Origin of the sequence: Limosilactobacillus ingluviei DSM 15946, assembly GCF_001435775.1 — a bacterium.
Lineage (GTDB): Bacteria > Bacillota > Bacilli > Lactobacillales > Lactobacillaceae > Limosilactobacillus > Limosilactobacillus ingluviei.
In genome coordinates, this window is sequence record NZ_AZFK01000077.1 from 68,361 (window position 1) to 84,983 (window position 16,623).

Here is a 16,623-nt window from a genome sequence, read left to right on the forward strand (position 1 = left end):
GGAACCTCACTTTGCTGGTCCCCACCGGTTGTGGAGGCCAACCCAAATGACGGCCTCCTATTAGCTAGCAGACCGGGAGGAAGACAAGTTGTCGTTTCGTTGTAACATCTGGACTTTCTCCTTTCCTTCGGGAACGTTTTTGTTAATCAAATTTTAATTTAAAGTTCATTCTTTGTCAACACCCGGCGAAAATCTGCTACAATGAAGCCAGACTGATTCGTTAAAAGGAGGCCTTTCTATGACCGAATTACTGATTGTTCGCCACGGGCGGACACCCGCCAACGCTGCCGGACTTAAGCAAGGCACGATCAATACCCCGCAGACCTACCTCTCCGAGGTCGGCCGCGCCCAAGCTACCGAGCTGGCCGCCCACTTCGATCTGAGCGGCGCCAACGCCCTGTACGTCTCCCCCTTGGAACGGACCAAGCAAACGGCCGCGATCCTAAACTCCCAAGCCCAATTGCCGGTGATTGAAGACGCGCGCTTGTTAGAAATTTCCTATGGGCAATGGGACGGCCAGTTAAATGCCGACCTGATGGCCCAGTACCCGGAACATTTTTACCCGCTGATTGAAGACGTCAAGCCGAGCTATGCGGCCGTGGCTCAGGGTGAAACTTTTGCGACCGTCCAGGCCCGGGTGAAAAGCTTTACTGATGAGATCGCCCAAGCGCACCCGACCGAGCAAGTGGTGATCGTCACCCACGGCTTTACCGTCCGCTCCTTTGCCGCCAACGTGGTCAATTGCCAAGCCCTTGAAATCTTAGAACCGGCCAACTGCAGCGTCAGCAAGATTATCATCGACCCCACTACCCACGAACAACACCTGGTCTACTACAACCGCACCGCTACGATTAGCTTCTAAGGAAAAGTCCCCAGCTGGCAGCTGCCAGCTGGGGACTTTGTTATTCACTGACCGCCGCCAGGTGATGGGTCGATTTTAACGAATGTTTCAAAATAAACGGGGCCAATAGGGTTGCCAAGACAATCACCGTGATAATGTCGGAGTAGTATTCCGTCGACAAGAGGTGGGCTTCATAGCCGATCTGGGCGGTAATCAATGACATCTCGCCCCGGGCAATCATCCCACTGCCGATGATATAAGAACTCGGCCAAGAGAAGCCCATTAATTTGGCGCCACCACCGGCCCCTAAAAGCTTCGTCAGGCAGGCCAGGATCGTCATGATAATGATAAAGATCCAAGCATGCCAATCCGTGCTCAACTTCATTGACAGGCCCACGTTCACGAAGAAAACCGGAATAAAGATCGCATAGCCAATCGGCACAAAGCTGCGGTTAATCGCCTCTTTTTTCTTGGTGTTGGCGACCGCAATCCCGGCAAAGAAGGACCCAACGGCCCCACTCAAGCCGACCACATCAGCTAAGGCGGCCATGCCCAAGCAGATCACCATTGCCATGACTGACGGAGCCGCAATCGTTAATAGTTGCCCGGCCAGGTGCATCAAAATGGGCGCCAACCAGCGAATCAAGAGGTAGGCCCCCCCGAAGAACAGGACCTGTTTGAGCAAGGTCAAGAGCAAGCTGCCGTGGCCCACGTCGGCCCCGGCGCCGCCATTCATACTGATCAAAATACTTAAGGCCATCACCGCCCCAATATCATCAGCTACGGCCGCGCCTAAAATCGTCGCCCCTTCTTTGGAGCCCAACTGCTGGTATTCCCGCAAGACGGCCACGGAAATGCTGACCGAGGTAGCGGCAAAGATCACCCCAATAAAGAGGGATTCGAACCACTGCAAGCCAAACAAATCGGCGGCCACGCCCATGACGATAATCGGCAGGAGAATCCCCGCCAGGGCCACGACAACGGCGGGCTTGAGGTATTTTTTAAGCAGGGACAGATCACTTTCCAGCCCGGCAATAAACATTAAGATAATGACCCCAATTTCTTGAAACTCATTGATCATTCCCCCGGGGTGGATCCAATTTAAGAGCGCGGGACCCGCGATCACCCCGACCAAGATCTGGCCGATCACATCGGGGATCCCCACCCGGGTAAAAACGTGGGAAACCAGCTGGGTCACTAGCAGAATGCCAGCTAAAGTGGCAATAAATTCCATGTGCGATACCTTCCTTTCGCATCGTTGCTAAGTGCCGAAACCGAAGGGTCAAAAAGGGCAAACCACCCCACCAGCCGCGGTCGAATGGGGCGCGGGGTTGGTCAGGGGAGTTGAACCGCTCGTAAAGTACCCGGAGGTGGTCCCGGCATATGAGGAAACACTTAACCAATTTTAATTATAACAACAAAAAAGCCGGTGGGGAAAGTTAAAGGTTCCCGACCGGTTAAAAAGGCTTAACCAACAAGGCGGTGCCACAAGATCCGAATGAAGCTGGCCTTATCGACTTGTTGGGTGGTGTATAGGTCCGCGTGCAGGCGGTGACGAGTAAGACTTGGCAAGCCAGTCGTTTTAACGCTCACGGTTCCGACCTTCGTCCCCCGTTTGAGCGGGGCGCGTAAGGCATCGTTGGTTGCCAGGCGCGGATTCAATTTCACGACTGCTTGGTACTTGGGTAGGCTGGCGCCAGGTTTAGTCCAAACCACCAGCGCAGGAGCTTGAACCGGCACCTTGAGCGGTAAACCGCCCTTGACCGCAATTCGTTTCGCCTGAGCGCCCAAGGTCAACTGCCGGGGCTGAATTTGTTGGTCGACCAACCACTGGTAGAGGTGCTGGGTCGCCGTAAAGCGACTGGTGGTGGTCCCGTTAGCGTGTAAGACGACAGCTACCAAGGTCCGCCCTTGATAGGTGGCTGAAGAAGCCAAGCAATAGCCCGCCGCGTGCGACGTCCCGGTTTTCAGGCCGGTGTATTTGACCCCGGCCACCGCATACGCCGTATTGGTCAAGAGTTGGTTGATATTAGTCAGCGTCTTGGAAGCCCCATTCGGCGTGGTCAGTTGCATCGTCCGCTGGCCAGCGACCCGGGCCGCCCGGGGATAGTGAGCCAGCAGGTAGCTGGCAATTTTCGCCACGTCCGTTGCACTCATTTCATTTTCAGCCTTGCCACTGACCCCTTTGACCTGAAGTTTGGTCGGCAGATCCTCATTTTGCAGGCCAACGGCATTGACGATCTGAGCATCCTTGACCCCAAGTGCGCGGGCCTTTTTTTGCATTTTCTGGTTAAAGGCGGCCGTAGAATCGCCCACCGCCCCGGCCAACGCCAAGGTTGCCCCATCGGCGGACTTAATCAGGGCTGCTTGGACCAGCTCGCCAACCGTATAAGTGGCTCCTTGTTGCAAGCCAGCATTGGAGTATTCCGGATTATTGGCGACGGCAGCCACGTCCTTAGAGATTGCCACGCGGGTATCCCAGTTCAAGTCCCCCCGGGCAATTTCATCTTCAATCACCAAGACAGTTAAGAGCTTGCTGATGGACGCAATCGGGAGTTTTTGTTTCGCGTTTTGTTGGTAAATAATCTGCCCGGTCTGGGCATCGACCAGGACAGCGGCCTTGGCATCCACAGCGGTCGTGGCCGCCGCATGGCCAGCTGGGGCCAGGCTGCTGACACAAAGGATAGCCAGCAAGACACCCAGGAGTTGGCGCAGTTTTTTCACGGTTCATTCCCCACTTTCACTATTTTTACCGTTTTCACAGCGTTTTTTAAGCCTAATGCTGTGAAATTACTCAAAATCAAGGGCCAACTTGCAAGAAAAAGAATTTGGTGTATAATCCAAGCCATTAGGAGAACACACGAAGGATTGGTGAATTTTTTATGCGCAAGAACCTCAAGGACGCCTATTTAACGGCCATTATCTTTTCGGTAATCGCCATTTTCTTGGCCCAGTTTCTGTATTAGGGAGGATTAATAATGAATTACATTCGTGCTTGGCTTAGTTATTTTTGGGACTACACCGTTCACCACAAGTGGTCCAAAGATATCTTGCGCGCGAACTTTCTTTACGTGTTGATTATCCTCCTGTACAGTTCGTTGCACCTCTTTTATGCTAATTTGCACTTGGTGCCCTGGGGATTGTTCATTCGGCTCCTGATCGTAATGAACTTCACTCTCTTCTTCAAGGCCCTGTTAGATTACTTGAGCCCTGATGATTAATAAATGGCCGTCGGTCGGTTGGACCGGCGGCTTTCTTTAGTCTTGAATCACAATTTTGGTGCCGACCGGCAAATTAGCGGCCATCCACTTGGCATCGGGAATCGACAACCGAATGCAACCGTGCGAGCCAGTGCTCTTCCCTAACTTAGCCGCTTCCTTGGCGTTATAAGCGCCACCGGCCTCGGTCGGTACACTGTGGAAGAGGTAGGTACCGTGGTCCTTCCACGAGACCCAGTAGTTGGCCCCTTCGTTGAGGCTTTGGTTGAAAAAGGTATCGCCCCGTTCGGCCTGGGCATAGAAGGTGCCCGTTGGCGTCATGCTTTTCATTTGGCCTGTTTGGGGATCCTTTTGGTACATCCCACCGGTACTGTACATTGTGTAAAGCAATTTACTTCCATCGTACAAGTACGTCCGGTTATGCTTCAAGCTGACCTTAATCCAAAAGTTTTTGACCGTCTTTAAGTCCGGGTACGGGACCGTTTCCGAAGATTTGTGCCAGTCGATTGGCGTCCGCATGTGGGCCGAATCGCCCGCTTGCGTTACCGAATCAGCTTGAACAGTTTGGGCGGATTGGGTAACGGTGGCCGTAGTCTTAAGCTCGTCATTACCCTTGACGCGCGACCACTCTAAATGAACACAGAGGATTACCATCAGGCCACAAATAACCCAATAGAAGATCCGCAGATTTTTACCGTTCATGTATTTTCTAACTCCTTAACTAAAGTTTCGCTAATTGCTACTAAATCCTAGCCTACTCCCTTCGGCATGATTATTCAATGAACTATTTAGGGCATTTTTTTGTAATCAAAGCTTGTATTTTTTTTATTTTTAGAACTATTATAATCACCAAATTCGCGAATTTAATTCAAACTAAAGGAAGTCAAAAATTTTGAAACTTCGATATGCCAGCACGTTGCTAGTAGCTCCCGCCATTCTTTTATTAGGAACCACTACTAGCTTTGCTGATTCTAACCAAGCCACTAATCAAAATTCGCAAAATGATATTTCAAATTCTGCTATCACCACTACTCAAGTGGGCACTTCCACTAATGCTTCAACTTCTTCAGCTGCTCCTAGTCCACAAGTAGCAACCACAACTACTTCATCAGCGACTCCGGCAACGGTAGCTACCCCTGTCACTTCTGCTACGACAGTTACTGCCGCCCCGGCTAGTGCAGCGAGTGATTCGCCCTCACTTGATCAGCCCACTTCTGTAACTGATGCTACTACTAATCCTGCGTCGCTTCCTTTCGTAAGCTTCGTAAGTAATTATTATACTGCCACGCAAACTGCAAATGCGACCTACATTTACAATTACTTTATCAACCAAGGTTGGACCTCTCAAGCAACCGCTGGTATGCTTGGAAATATGGTTGCTGAATCGGGCCTCAAGCCAGACCAATGGGAAATTGGCGGCGGTGGTGGTTACGGCCTAGTTCAATGGACACCGGCTACTGCCATGCAAAACTGGTGTAATTCAAACGGCTATAATTATGCTTCCTTGGCGGGACAATGTGCCTACATTCAATACCAAATGACCCATGGCTTGCAATTCTATCCATCCTCATATTCAGCCATGACGGCTAGCCAGTACATGCACAGTACGCAATCGGCTTACAATTTGGCCATGATTTTTAACGCCAACTTCGAGCGGCCGGCCGTAGCTTACCAACCAGCTCGCGGGGACTATGCGACTTACTGGTATAATTACTTTGCTAATGGTAGCCATCAATCCATTGGTGACGGGACGGCCACGCAACCATCTGATTCTGGCGTCTTTAAGCAAAGTGGGCAATTTACCGTTACTTACGGATACGGGATGAACGTTCGTTCCGCTGCCAGCACTTCCGCACCAATTGTCGCTTCATACAGCAATGGCCAATCATTTTCCTATGACCAAAAAATCAAAGCTGATGGATACTTATGGGCCAGCTACGTTTCTTACTCCGGCCCTCGGCGCTATGTAGCCATTGAACGGCTATCAGATGGTTTTAAATTCGGTAACGATAGCAATAATTTTGATTTCCAAAATAACTCTTCTTCAACTGGTGGAACCGGCGCGCCATCTACCGGTGGTAACACTTCTACTCAATCCGGATCAGTTAAACAATCCGGACAGTTTACTATCACCTATTCTGCTGGAATGAACGTCCGAAGTGGAGCCAGCACTTCCGCTGCAATTGTTGGTGGACTTGGCCAAGGTCAATCCATTTATTACGATGAAAAGATCCAAAACAACGGTTACTTATGGATTGGCTATACTGCCTACTCTGGAGCTCGGCGTTACATTGCCATTAAGAACCTCACTAATGGGCAAACTTTCGGGAATGACTCTAACAATTTCTCATATCCTGCTTCAAGTGGTACGGGAGCCCCAGTTGACCAAGGTAGTTCTTCCACCTCTGTTTCCAAGGCGGATCAAATCGTTAATTTAGCCCGTCAACAACTGGGCAAGCCATATCAATATGGAGCAACTGGGCCCAATGCCTTCGATTGTTCTGGTTTGGTTCAATACGTATATGGTCAAGTCGGAATTTCGCTTCCACGGACTACTTACCAACAAGAAAATTGTGGTTACGAAGTTAGCCTCAACAACTTACAAGCCGGCGATTTATTGTTCTGGGGTAACCGTGGGCAAGCCTACCATGTGGCTATCTACACAGGGAATGGCAATATGCTTTACGCTCCAGAACCCGGCCAAAACGTAAAGGAAATCCAAATGAAATATTGGATGCCTTCCTTTGCCCGGCGTGTCCTTTAGTCTTTGTCATCTTAATCTAAATTCCACTAACATAAAACGGCCAGTTCACATTCCAGTGAACTAGCCGTTTTGCAGTTTAAGACCCCAGCAGAAGCTCTTTATTATCTACCTGTATATTCGGCGATGCTTCTGGTCGGCAAGCTACATATTACATGATACAATATCGCCAGAGGAAGTTTTATGGGCGGTGGCTGTTTCCCAACGTCAGGTGGTGGTGCCTGTGCACAATAACCCTTGGAGAAAGGAGCCAGCCAACGGTGAGCGTTTTTCAAGCGCTGTCGTTGATGCTACTGTTTGGCACGTTCTTGCTAACGTTGCTAAGCTACATCGACAATCACCGCAAATAGAAAAGCCGTCCCATCTTAACTTTGGCGAGTTGCGGGACAGCTTTTAGTTGTTTCATTGCATAAGCCACCGCCTTTAAAGCGGCCTCTTTATACATAAATTGTATCACAAACTATCTTTTTCGTCACTCGTTCTCAGCAGGTTCAGCTTCGCCGCCATTGGCTAATTGCTGAACCTGCTTTTCAATTGCTCCTGGCAAAGATTGCAATCGTTATTACTAAAATACCTTTAAATCAGCATTTTAACCCCGAAGTTTAAAGCCATCTAGCGGGCTTGAACCGCCGACCTCACCCTTACCATGGGTGTGCTCTACCTAACTGAGCTAAGATGGCATTTTTAGTATACCAGATCATTCTGCGCAACGTGAGCATTTTCCTCGGGTTTGATCCTGGTGGCGAGTACAATTAAGGTAATTTACCACCAACAGAAAGGATCAGCAACATGCAACCAACTGTCTTAATTCCCGCCGTAATTGGTGACGCCAGCCAACCGCTGTTCGCTAAGGCCGGGATCAACGTAATTACCGTCCCGACCGTGGACGCCGCTACCCTTGTCCAATACGGCCAGCAAGTCGATGGGGCCATCCTTGGCCTCGAACCCATCCCCGATGCGACCTTTGCCAAGACCCCGCGGTTGAAGATTTTAGCCCGGCTGGGCGTCGGCTACAATAACGTCAATCCCGCCGTCGCCAAGGAACACGGCGTGGTCGTCTCGATCACGCCCCGGGCCAACTACAACACCGTCGCCGAAGGGATTTTGGCCATGATCTTCGTGTTGGGCCGCAACTTAATGGCCAGCAACCGGGCGATTATGAGTGGCCACTGGCCGGCCGTGCGGGCCAACGGTGGCCACGACATTCTGGGCCAAACCCTCGGCATTATCGGCTACGGCCGTATCGGCCGGGCCCTGGAAGAAAAAGCGACCGCCTTAGGGATGAAGATCTTGGTCAATAACGGCGACCACCCCAAGCAGCCCCACTTTGGCCAGCTCGTCGACTTGCCGACCCTCTACCGGGAAAGTGACTTCATTTCCTTAACCCCACGGGTCACTCCAAAGACAACCGAGATGATCAACAAGGATACCCTGGCCCTCATGAAGCCGACCGCCAACCTGATCAACTACGGGCGGGGCCAACTGATCGTAACCGACGATCTGGTCGCGGCCTTAAAGCACCACCAAATTCACGCCGCCGCCCTGGATGCCTTTGATCCCGAACCGCTGCCGGCAGACAGTCCGCTCTTGCAGCTCGACAACGTCTTTTTAACCCCGCACGTAGCCGGTGGTACGATTGAAGCCAATGCCCGCGCCGTCCATGACGCGACCGAAGAAATCATCCGGGTCCTAAGTGGCCACGCACCATTATGGGCCGTCAATGCATAGGAAAAACGCCTGACCGCAACTGGTCAGGCGTTTTTTGATGTGATTCTCTTTCAAATCATGAATACCGATCCGTCCTAATTATCACTTGCCCGCCGCTGGGGTGAAGCAAATCCAGCGGCCGAATGAATAATTATCGATTGATGTTCATTCATGGTGTATAGATTACACCGCTTCGCCACCGTTGGCAAGCATTTTACGCAAAATGTTTCACCCACAGGCATTAGCGCAGCAACTCACCCACGGCCCGCAAGGTTGCTTCGTTTAGGGTCGCGCCAGTTTGGGGAACGGTCGTCAAGTGGCCTTCCAACAAGCGGTGGTATAAATCAGTCGCGGCTTGACGGTGGGCGCGATCCTGCTCCCCGCAGAAAATATCCACCCGGCACTGGACGTGCATCAGTTGGTTGGTTAAATCCCGGTGAGCGGCGGTCCGGTAGAGGGCCAAGGTTACCGCCTTATCCAGGGCCGTGGTCTTAAACCGCCCCGCCCCCTTCAAGTGCAAGCCCGTCAATTTCGTCCGGTAACTACCGGTCTGATAGGCGGGGGCCACCAGGACTAGACGATCCAAGCGGCCAAACTGCGTCGTCGCCACCGTCAAGGCTAAAAAGGCGCCAAAGCCGTGACCAACTAAGGTCACCGGCTGGGGCAACTGGCGGACCAGTGCCACCGTCTCTGCCACCAGTTGCTCAAAGTCCCCACTAGCATCAACTAAGGTCCGGTAGTCGGCTACCTGCAAGGTGCGGTAGCCGACCGGTAAATTCTGCCATGGCGCGACCGACGTTGCTAAATCGGGTAATACAAAGACCGTCCCCATTATTCAGCCCCCAAGTCAATGTCCAAGACAATCGGGGCATGATCCCGCCGCGCCCCAGTATCCATCATCGTCGAAGCTTGGACCTGCTCTTTCAAACGGTCTGACACCAGCCAGTAGTCGATCCGCCAGCCGGAATTGTTCTGCTTAGAAGTCACCGCCCGTTGTGCCCACCAGGAGTACACGCCGGTCGTAGTCGGGTTGAGGTAGCGGAAAGTATCAGTAAAACCGGCCGCCAACAGTTTACTAAATTGCCCCCGTTCTTCATCAGTAAAGCCAGCCGAGTGGTGGTTATTAGCCGGGTGCGCGAGGTCAATTTCCTCGTGGGCAACGTTAAAGTCCCCGCTGGCAATCACCGGCTTTTGCGCATCCAATTCCTGCAAGTATTGGCGGTAGCAATCATCCCACACCTGTCGCTCGGCCAAACGCTTGAGGCCACTGCCGGCGTTAGGCGTATACACTTCCGTTAGGTAGAAGGTCGGAAATTCCAGCGTGATGATCCGTCCTTCTTGATCCATCGGGGCCGGGGCGCCAATTGTCGGGTAGGTGACCGTCGGCGCATAGGCCGGGTGAATCAAGTACATCGTCCCTGCATACCCCTTGCGCGCGGGTTCGACCGAGGAGCGCCAAACGACTTGGTAGTCCTTAAACAAGTCCGCCAGCGCGGCCAAGTGTTTTTTCGTCGGGCCGGTGGCGGACAACTTGGTTTCTTGAATCGCGACCACCGCCGGGGCTTGGGTGGCAATGTTTTGTAGAGTCGTACGGGTTTCGGCGGCCCGGGCCGAAGTGCCAGTCAAGGCCGCGTTAATGGAATCAATGTTCCAGGAAATAAACTTCATTTTGCTTCGCTCCCTTTGTTTCTTCTACCGATTAGGATACCAGAAAGTGGCCGCGCTGACACGGTTGGCACCCCTTTTTTCCAATTTTCGAATTGCCCCGGAGATGTCTACAAAGATGTGAAGTCGCAACGGCCTAATCATGGCCGGTCCCCCGGCTGTTTCCCCTAGCTATAAATATTCCCGGTGGTCAGCTCCGCCCCTTTACGAAAAAACGCCGGACCCCACCTGGTCCAGCGTTCGCAATTACATTAATTTTTGCCGGGAATAAGCAAAGTAGAAGATCACCCCGGCTACCAACCAGGCCCCGTAGGTCAACCACGCGTCCAAGCTGATGTTGCCCAGCAGCAAGACACAGATTAAGATCGACAGGATTGGCAAGGTGTGGCCAAACGGCACCTTAAACGGCCGCTTGAGATTCGGGTGCTGGCGCCGCAACAAGATCACCACTAAGGAGATCAAGGCAAAGACGGTCAGGGACCCGACGTTGGCAATCAAGGCCAGGTTGCGTAGGTTGACAAAGCCGGCTAAGGCTGCCGCCAGGATCCCGTTAATCCACAGGGCCCGGTTCGGACTTTGGTGGCGTTCATCCAACTTAGCCCAGGCGCTCGGCAACAGACCCCCGCGGCTCATCGCCATCGTCACGTTTGCCCCAGCGTACACAAAGGCATATACCACGGCCATGATCCCGAGGATCGCCCCGGCCGAGACAATTTGCGCCGTCAAGGTGTGGCCCTTTAATAAGAGGACCGTCGCCATGGCTTCAGAAACGTTCAGATCCTTATAGGTCACGACCCCGGTCATCACCAAGCTGACTACAACGTACAAAGTCGTCGAGACCAACAGCGAGATGATAATCGCCCGCGGCAGGTTCTTTTGAACTTGCTTGGCATCTTCAGCCGACGTCGCCAAAGCATCAAAGCCCAGGAAAGTAAAGAAGACCGCCGCGGCGCCGGACATCACCCCACTGCCGCCGTACGGGAAAAAGGGGTGCCAGTGGGTCGGATTGACATCCTTGGCACTGACGATGATAAACAAGAGGATAATCGCAATTTTGATTACCACCAAGGCGTTATTCAAGAGCTTGCTTTCACTGGTTCCCCGGCTCAGGATAAAGGTAATCAGCAAGGTCATCACCAGGGCCGGCAAGTTCACCCAGCCACCACTGGCCGGATTGGTCAGCAGGGCGTGGGGCAATCGGACTCCTAATTCTTCCAGGAAGGACTGGAAGTAGCCGGTCCAACCGTTGGCAACCGTCGCCGTGGTGGTAATGTAGACCCCGACCAAGGTCCACCCGGCCAAGAAACCAACGAATTGGCCCATCGTGACCCAGGCGTAGACGTAGGCGCTCCCGGAGTTGGGAATCGTCGTCGATAATTCGGCGTAACACATCCCGATCAAACCACTGGCCAACGCCGCAATCAGGAAGGAGACGACCACCCCCGGGCCGGCATCGGTCGCGGCCACCACCCCGGTTAAGACCAAGATCCCGGTCCCGATCATTGCCCCGATCCCCAGCACTGCTAAGTCAAACAAACTCAGGGTCCGCTCACTCTCCGGTTTGCCACTGATACTGGACAGGAGCTGATTAATATCAACTTTATTATTCATTTTTCCAACATTCTCTCTTTCTATCGGCGCCGCCTAGGCTCCGTTGCGAGTTTAACGTTCTTAATTATACCGCAAACCGCGGTAGCTAATCCGAAACTTTACTATACCACGCTTGCCTTTCGCCTGGCAAATTAAAACGAGCCGGCAACGCCATCGGACGTCCCAGCTCGCTGAATTGCTTTTGTTTCACGTGGAACAGCTACTCTTGGCGTAACAAGAGATCCACAACCGCCGCGGCTGGAATCTTGCCAAAGTAGGCACTTAAGTCCACATCCGCCAAGGCGGCCGTGACGGACTCGTAGTCGTAGCGTACCCCTTGGAGGCGCTGTTCAAATTCGGCCACGTCTTGTTGGCCGAAGAAGTCGCCGTAAGTTTTTAAAGCGGTAATTTTCCCGCCGGTCACTTGCAGGCGGAAGTCAATCGTCCCTTGAGCAAAGTGTTGGCGGTGTTGGATTGCGGCGGCCGGGGACTTACCGTAGACCCAGTCCCAATTGGAGAAGACCTTGGCGTTTAAGTCGGCCACCGCCTGCTTGGTGGCTTCATCCAAGACATATTCCGTGGCGTCCGCCAAATCGGTCACCCCTAAAATCTCCTTGGCCAGGGTGTCCCGGAATTCTTCAATCGTCAGGTGTTGGTAGGCCGGGGTAAAGTAAGGTTTTAAGTTCGTCACCCGGGCGTGGACCGACTTGATCCCCTTCGCGGCGATCTTGTCCTTGGGCACGGTCAAGGCCTGGCCAATCACGTCGAGGTCGACGTCGTACATCAACGTCCCGTGGGAGAACATCCGGCCGTGCTCCAAGCGCATCGCATTGCCGGAGAACTTCTTGCCATCAATCTGTAAGTCGTTGCGGCCGACCAATTCAGCGCCGGTCGCCCCCATTTTGTGCAAGGCCGCCAACACCGGGGTGGTAAACTTAGCGAAATTCCCGTTCGAGGCCCCGTCGTCCTTGGTGATAAATGAGAAGCTGACGTTGCCGAGGTCATCAAAGACCGCCCCGCCCCCGGAGGTCCGGCGGGTCACGATAATGTCGTGGTCCTTAACGTAGGCCAGGTTGACTTCATCATAGGCGTTTTGATTGCGCCCCAGGATAATGCACGGGGAGTTAATGTAGAAATACAGGATCGGTTCGCTTAAATCCGCTTGCTCCATCAGCACCGTTTCCAGGGCCAAATTGTAACGAATATCGCGACTGTCAGTGACTAAGTACTTCATTACGCTTCAGCCTCCGGAAATTCATCAACTAATTGCACCTGGACGTTGGCGCTGCCGGCTAACAGCTTGGCGACGGGGCAGCGTTGTTCGGCCGTGGCCAGCATCGCGGCCCCCGTCGCGCGGTCAACTTGCGGAATTTTGACGTAAGCGGTCAACCAGAATTGGTAGCCCGGCTCATCCGGGCCAAATTCGACCTTCACCCGGACGACGCTTTCGTGCAGCAAGCCGCGCCGCTTTTCTTCTGCCTGTAACGTGGCGTTCAGGCAGGTTGCTAACGATAAGCCAATCAATTGTTCCGGATTGGTCCCCGCGACTGGCTTGAGCGGGGAGCTGACCGTCACCGCCAATTCCCCATCGAGGCTACCGGCCACCCCTTGGATTCCGACTTCGTTTTCGACCCAGGTCGTGTACTTTACATCCTTTGCCATCGTTTTGGCCCCCATTCTTTGATCTTGTGCAAACGTTGTCACTATTATACCGCTTACTTTAAGTCAATGAAAGGGCTAATCACTGACCACCAAAAAGGCTGACCCTCATTCGGGCCAGCCCTTCATCCTAAATCATCCTAAACTATTCTAAGAGGTGCGCATCCCGCATCAGTTCACCCAACCAGGTCTTTTCGACCTTCTTTAACAGCGGCTTCCGCAACGCCTTAGGCAGTGGCAATTCCATTTCACTCAATGGCTTTTGATCGTTCATGTAGTACATCGCCCGCATCAGTTCCCGCAGGTCGTAAATCGAATTAAAGACCTCCGGCACTCCCCGATCAACGTCCAGGAGAGTGTAGACCGCTTCCATCGCGGTCCGGACCGAGTATTCGGTCGTAAAGACGGTGTCGCGACTCGGGGATTCCGCAAAGTTACCGATGAAGGCCAGGTTCGCCGAGCCGGTTGGCACGACCGCTGGCCGGTCCCCTTTCTTGCGCAACATGAAGTAAGACGTAATAAACGGCATGTAGACCGGCACCGTTTGGACCGAGTCTTCGGCCGCGTATTCCTTGATCTTAGCTTCCGGTACGCCGAGGTGGTAGAGCCATTCCGCGGTGATCTCTTCCCCGCTGCATTCGGTAATCTTCTTTGGAATGTAATTCCCCTTCGTATCCGAGTAGAGCCCGTAAATCCAAACGACGGTTTCATTTTCGGCTTGGTCCTTAAAGTGCGGCTGCCGGTGGATCGTCCAGGATAAGAGCCAGTTGGAGTCCGTCACGGTAATGATCCCGCCGGTATTGACCTTATGATCGTGCAGGTCCCGTTGGGTCAGGCGTTCAATGTAGGGTTCCAGCTGGGCATTTTTAATCGTGGCCGTGGCCGAAATAAACCACGAGCGGGCCGGCAGGTTGCGGCAGAAGGCATCCGGGTTCCCAAAGGCGGGCGATTGCTTCGCCAGCTTCTCCCAGAGCTGCCAGGAGCCACCCAGTTTATTGGTGATCGGGGCTGGCTCATGGTGACTGCCGTACGTCGAGCTTTCGGTAATCGAACCATTAGTTACAAAGACCAGGTCATCATCGGTGAGGGGAATCGTTTGGGCCTGGCCGCCTTCGGTCAGCTGAATTTCCTTGGCGTGCTTTTCGCCGTTGGCCGTGTCAACAATGACATTCTCCACTTGACAATCGTAACGGAATTCAACCCCGTGGTCCTTTAAGTAGGCCAACAGCGGCTTGGTCATCGATTCATACTGGTTGTACTTATTGAATTTGAGGGCCGTAAAGTCCGGCAAGCCATCGATGTGGTGAATGAAGCGCATGGCGTAGCGCCGCATTTCAATTAGGGAGTGCCACTTTTCAAAGGCAAACATCGTTGACCAGTACAGCCAAAAGTTGGTTTCAAAGAAGGCCGGGGAGAACCAATCTTCAATCGTTTGTCCCTCGAGGTCGTCTTCCGAGGTCATAATCAGCTTGATCAATTCATTGGACAGCTTGCCCAACTGGTATTGGCCGTCAGTTGGCACCTGATTGCCCCGCTTGTGGATCAAGCGGCAATTGGAACTGTTCGGATCGTCCTTATCAAGCCAGTAGTATTCATCCAGGTAGGAAGCGCCCGGAATTTCCAGCGACGGAATTGAGCTGTACATATCCCACATACATTCAAAGTGATTTTCCATTTCCCGGCCACCGCGCACCACGTAGCCCAGCCCCGGCAGTTTAGCCCCATCTAAGGAACCCCCGGCCAGGGTTAATTCTTCCAGGACATGAATGTGGTCCCCCGGTAGCTGCGCGTCACGGACCAAGAAGACCGCAGCCGACAAACCCGCTAAGCCCCCACCAATGATGTAAGCGTGCTTGTGATCCACTCCCGCCGGCTTGCGTGGTCGCGCGTGCCCTTCATAATTCCCGTTTGAATAATACATCATCAAAACCCCTTTCCTAGCTGCTGCTCCGGGCCTCACCCCAGAAATGCGACATCTGTACCTTTATTGTAATGACAACGCTTTCTAGCTTCAAACGTCAACTGGAATTTATATCTCATTTTAGGACTGGCGTCTCAAAATGACTCAGTTCCATTCGCGAACCCCGGGACTTGTGAAAGACGATTTTTGTCAATTGTGTCTGATTTCACCGTTTTAAATCAACAAAAACAACCGTGATTTTTAAAAAAGTTTGTGAATTGGTAAATTTTATAGATCCCTTGGTTAGCTTCACAAATTAAGCTGTTATCTTGTGAAAGGTATGGTTTTGACGGGAAAAATAATGGCACAATCCCCCTTGCTGACTTTGTGATTTAATGTATAATAGGAACCGTTAAAGATTGATCGTTAGTTCACAAGATTGAGGAGGAAGTTACTGATGACAGAAGAAAAGCGCGTAGCCGTAGTTACTGGTGGCGAACGGGGGATTGGCCGGGGGATTACTGACCGCCTCTTAGCCGATGGGTACTGCGTCGTGATCGCCAACCGTAACGAAGCCGATGGGCAACAGGCCGTGGCGGAATTAAATGCCGCCGGCTACGAAGGCAAGGTCGTCGCCGTAGCTGGTGACGTTAGTGAGAAGGCCAGCCACGAAAAGTTTGTCCAAACCGCCGTCGAGACCTTCGGCCGCTTAGACACCTACATTAACAACGCCGGGATCGCCCAAATCCAACTCCTGCAAGACGAAACCAAGGAAGATATGGACGAAATCTTCCAAACCAACGTCTACTCCGTGCTGTTCGGGATCCAAGCCGCTACCGCGCAGTTCCGCAAGCAAGCCGACGGCGACAAGATCCGCAAGATCATCAATGCCTCCAGCATCGCTGGGCACGTGGCGTTTGACATGCTGGGTGCCTATTCCGCTACCAAGTTTGCCATCCGGGGCTTAACCCAGGCCGCCGCCAAGGAATTGGGCCGCGACAAGATCACCGTTAACGCCTACTGCCCGGGGATCGTTGGTACCGACATGTGGGACTACATCGACGAAAAGATGGTCGAAGCCTGGGGTGGCGAAAAGGGCCAATACCTCAAGAAGTACTCCGGCCTGATCACGATGGGGAAAGTGGAAACCCCAGCTGAAGTTGCTGGCTACGTTTCCTACCTGGCTTCGCACGATGCCGACTACATGACCGGCCAGGCCGTCCAAATCGACGGGGGGATCCAATTTATCTAACCCCCGGCCAGCCGTCCGCGCCCGTTTCTG

At 52.8% G+C, this 16,623-nt stretch carries 15 protein-coding genes and 1 tRNA gene; 6 read left to right on the forward strand and 10 right to left on the reverse strand.

Annotated elements, in window-relative coordinates; all coding sequences use genetic code 11:
• The first annotated feature begins 238 nt into the window (after window positions 1-238).
• Complete coding sequence (locus FC43_RS08235) at window positions 239-862, forward strand: histidine phosphatase family protein (protein WP_056955323.1); 624 nt, start codon at window positions 239-241, stop codon at window positions 860-862.
• Window positions 863-902: 40 nt separating this feature from the next.
• Here FC43_RS08235 and FC43_RS08240 read toward each other — a convergent pair whose 3' ends face one another.
• Both FC43_RS08240 and FC43_RS08245 read right to left on the reverse strand, forming a co-directional pair.
• Window positions 903-2,075 (reverse strand): cation:proton antiporter, encoded by a 1,173-nt coding sequence (locus FC43_RS08240; RefSeq protein WP_056955324.1) that lies wholly within the window; start codon window positions 2,073-2,075, stop codon window positions 903-905.
• A gap of 233 nt (window positions 2,076-2,308) precedes the next feature.
• Window positions 2,309-3,565, reverse strand: coding sequence for a D-alanyl-D-alanine carboxypeptidase family protein (locus tag FC43_RS08245; protein WP_056955325.1), 1,257 nt, complete (start codon window positions 3,563-3,565; stop codon window positions 2,309-2,311).
• Between the two features lie 254 nt (window positions 3,566-3,819).
• On the opposite strand from FC43_RS08245, the gene FC43_RS08250 reads away from it, so the two are divergent.
• Window positions 3,820-4,062 carry a hypothetical protein gene (locus FC43_RS08250; protein WP_019206468.1) on the forward strand — a complete coding sequence of 81 codons (243 nt, stop codon included), beginning with the start codon at window positions 3,820-3,822 and terminating at the stop codon, window positions 4,060-4,062.
• Window positions 4,063-4,098: 36 nt separating this feature from the next.
• Here the strand turns inward: FC43_RS08250 and FC43_RS08255 are convergent, their stop codons facing one another.
• The gene (locus FC43_RS08255; protein WP_056955326.1) at window positions 4,099-4,761 is read right to left on the reverse strand and encodes a L,D-transpeptidase; all 663 of its coding nucleotides are present in this window, start codon (window positions 4,759-4,761) and stop codon (window positions 4,099-4,101) included.
• A 190-nt stretch (window positions 4,762-4,951) separates the two neighbouring features.
• On the opposite strand from FC43_RS08255, the gene FC43_RS08260 reads away from it, so the two are divergent.
• Together FC43_RS08260 and FC43_RS11615 are read left to right on the forward strand one after the other, a co-directional pair.
• A complete protein-coding gene (locus FC43_RS08260) occupies window positions 4,952-6,823 on the forward strand; it encodes a phage tail tip lysozyme (protein WP_156648362.1) in 1,872 nt (623 codons plus the stop codon).
• A 152-nt stretch (window positions 6,824-6,975) separates the two neighbouring features.
• Entirely contained in the window at window positions 6,976-7,170 is a 195-nt protein-coding gene (locus tag FC43_RS11615) for a putative holin-like toxin (protein ID WP_338128222.1), read from the forward strand.
• 256 nt (window positions 7,171-7,426) lie between these two features.
• Here the strand turns inward: FC43_RS11615 and FC43_RS08265 are convergent.
• A tRNA-Thr gene (locus FC43_RS08265) sits at window positions 7,427-7,500 on the reverse strand.
• Window positions 7,501-7,609: 109 nt separating this feature from the next.
• Here FC43_RS08265 and FC43_RS08270 point away from each other — a divergent pair.
• Entirely contained in the window at window positions 7,610-8,548 is a 939-nt protein-coding gene (locus tag FC43_RS08270; protein WP_056955328.1) for a phosphoglycerate dehydrogenase, read from the forward strand.
• Window positions 8,549-8,768: 220 nt separating this feature from the next.
• Here FC43_RS08270 and FC43_RS08275 read toward each other — a convergent pair whose 3' ends face one another.
• The 6 genes from FC43_RS08275 to FC43_RS08300 all read right to left on the reverse strand — a co-directional run bounded on the left by FC43_RS08275 (window position 8,769) and on the right by FC43_RS08300 (window position 15,362).
• Window positions 8,769-9,359: an alpha/beta fold hydrolase gene (locus tag FC43_RS08275; protein WP_056955329.1), complete on the reverse strand. Its 591-nt coding sequence runs from the start codon at window positions 9,357-9,359 to the stop codon at window positions 8,769-8,771.
• Window positions 9,359-10,195 carry an exodeoxyribonuclease III gene (locus FC43_RS08280; protein ID WP_056955330.1) on the reverse strand — a complete coding sequence of 279 codons (837 nt, stop codon included), beginning with the start codon at window positions 10,193-10,195 and terminating at the stop codon, window positions 9,359-9,361. Before FC43_RS08280 ends, FC43_RS08275 begins: the two co-directional genes overlap by 1 nt.
• A 243-nt stretch (window positions 10,196-10,438) precedes the next feature.
• On the reverse strand, window positions 10,439-11,803 hold the full coding sequence (locus FC43_RS08285) for an APC family permease (RefSeq protein ID WP_056955331.1): 1,365 nt from the start codon (window positions 11,801-11,803) through the stop codon (window positions 10,439-10,441).
• Between the two features lie 199 nt (window positions 11,804-12,002).
• Window positions 12,003-13,016, reverse strand: a complete 1,014-nt coding sequence (locus tag FC43_RS08290; protein WP_056955332.1) for a lipoate--protein ligase — start codon at window positions 13,014-13,016, stop codon at window positions 12,003-12,005.
• A complete protein-coding gene (locus FC43_RS08295; RefSeq protein ID WP_056955333.1) occupies window positions 13,016-13,444 on the reverse strand; it encodes an OsmC family protein in 429 nt (142 codons plus the stop codon). The genes FC43_RS08290 and FC43_RS08295 overlap by 1 nt, the downstream gene beginning before the upstream one ends.
• Window positions 13,445-13,586: 142 nt before the next feature.
• Window positions 13,587-15,362, reverse strand: coding sequence for an oleate hydratase (locus tag FC43_RS08300; protein WP_056955334.1), 1,776 nt, complete (start codon window positions 15,360-15,362; stop codon window positions 13,587-13,589).
• A 436-nt stretch (window positions 15,363-15,798) separates the two neighbouring features.
• Between FC43_RS08300 and FC43_RS08305 the strand changes: the two genes are divergently transcribed.
• Complete coding sequence (locus FC43_RS08305; RefSeq protein WP_019206459.1) at window positions 15,799-16,593, forward strand: SDR family NAD(P)-dependent oxidoreductase; 795 nt, start codon at window positions 15,799-15,801, stop codon at window positions 16,591-16,593.
• The last annotated feature ends 30 nt before the right edge of the window (window positions 16,594-16,623 follow it).